This window comes from Flavobacterium sp. XN-5, assembly GCF_008033395.2.
GTDB classification, from domain to species: domain Bacteria; phylum Bacteroidota; class Bacteroidia; order Flavobacteriales; family Flavobacteriaceae; genus Flavobacterium; species Flavobacterium hiemivividum.
Window position 1 is genome coordinate 1 of the sequence record NZ_VOGZ02000019.1, and the last position, 2,012, is coordinate 2,012.

The 2,012-nt window shown below is 42.4% G+C and carries 1 protein-coding gene; it reads left to right on the forward strand.

Translation table 11 applies throughout. The features are described 5' to 3' along the window. On the forward strand, nucleotides 1-2,012 hold a 2,012-nt coding region (locus FQU23_RS16075), incomplete at both ends, for a beta strand repeat-containing protein (protein ID WP_209282360.1).

Below are 2,012 nucleotides of genomic sequence, written 5' to 3' on the forward strand. Positions count from 1 at the left end.
CATACAATGTTATAGTAACAGTAGCAGGTTGTACAAGTGCCGCTGGCTCAACCACAGTTCTTGTTAACCCGATACCGGTAACACCAACTGCATCGAATAATGGTACATTATGTGTTGGTTCAACTTTGAACCTTACAACACCTTTAGTTTCAGGCGCTACATACAGCTGGATCGGACCAAATAATTTTAGTTCTGGATTACAAAATCCAAGTATTTCCGCAGTAACTCTAGCTACTGCGGGAACATACAATGTTACAGTAACAGTAGCAGGTTGTACAAGTGCCGCTGGCTCAACCACAGTTGTTGTTAACCCGATACCGGCAACACCAACTGCATCGAATAATGGCCCATTATGTGTGGGTTCAACTTTGAACCTTACAACACCTTTAGTTTCAGGAGCAACATACAGCTGGACCGGACCAAATAGTTTTAGTTCTGGATTGCAAAATCCAAGTATTTCCGGAGTAAATCTAGCTACTGCGGGAACATACAATGTTACAGTAACAGTAGCAGGTTGTACAAGTGCCGCTGGCTCAACCACAGTTGTTGTTAACCCGATACCGGCAACACCAACTGCATCGAATAATGGCCCATTATGTGTTGGTTCAACTTTGAACCTTACAACACCTTTAGTCTCAGGAGCAACATACAGCTGGACTGGACCAAATAGTTTTAGTTCTGGATTGCAAAATCCAAGTATTTCCGGAGTAACTCTAGCAGCTGCTGGAACATACAATGTTACAGTAACAGTAGCAGGTTGTCCAAGTGCCGCTGGCTCAATCACAGTTGTTGTTAACCCAATACCGGCAACACCAACCGCATCGAATAATGGTCCATTATGTGTTGGTTCAACTTTGAACCTTACAACACCTTTAGTTTCAGGAGCAACATACAGCTGGACCGGACCAAATAGTTTTAGTTCTGGATTACAAAATCCAAGTATTTCCGGAGTAACTCTAGCTACTGCGGGAACATACAATGTTACAGTAACAGTAGCAGGTTGTCCAAGTGCAGCTGGCTCAACATCTGTTGTAGTTAATCCTTTGTTAACTCCTTCGGTAGTAATAACTTCTTCATCAACGAGTATTTGTTCAGGTACTTCTGTAACTTTTACAGCTACACCTACTAATGGAGGATCTGCTCCCTCATATCAATGGAAGAACGGAGCAACTCTCGTAGGAACAAATAGCCCCACTTTTACAACCACAGCTCTCGCTAACAATGCTGCTATATCAGTTGTTATGAATTCCAATGCTATTTGCCCATCTCCTTCCACAGCTACAAGTAACAATATAGTTATGAGTGTTTTTACTGGAACACCTAGCGGATGGAACGGGAGTACCAATATAACAGTTTCAAACCAATCTATCTGTCCCCCCGCTACTGTTAACTTATCAGTTCCTGCAGCTTCAAATGCTCAATATTACCAGTGGAATTTACCAACAGGTTGGATAATTACCAGCGGAAATTTGACTAACTCCATAACTGTGTCTGTTTCTTCTTCAGCTGCACTAGGAACTCAGGTCATTGCGGTCAAAGCAATTAATCCATGTGGTGAAAACACCACAGTATCTACCCCTTCAAATGGCAAAAACCAAATCATTGTAAACTCATTTAATGGCGTAACTGTTTCTCCTTCATCTCAGACTGTTTGTGCAAACAGCTCGATTATAATAACTGGATTACTAACCGGAAACGCAACTTCAGGCAATTGGACTGCAACAAATGGTAATATTACATTACAATCTCAAGTTGGATCAACTATTACTGCTGTCTTTACACCTACAATTTCCGGAGGCTCTGCCACAGCAACCATAACCACCAATATACCAACAGGAAGTTGTCCCAATACTCCAGCCACCGCAACAGTGGCAGTAACGGTAAGTCCTTTACCTATTGCAGCAGGCACAATAAACGGTTCGGCAACAGTATGCCAGGGACAAAACAGTGTAACCTATACGGTTCCAGCTATTACCAATGCAACTGGATATACCTGGTCTTTACCTACAGGA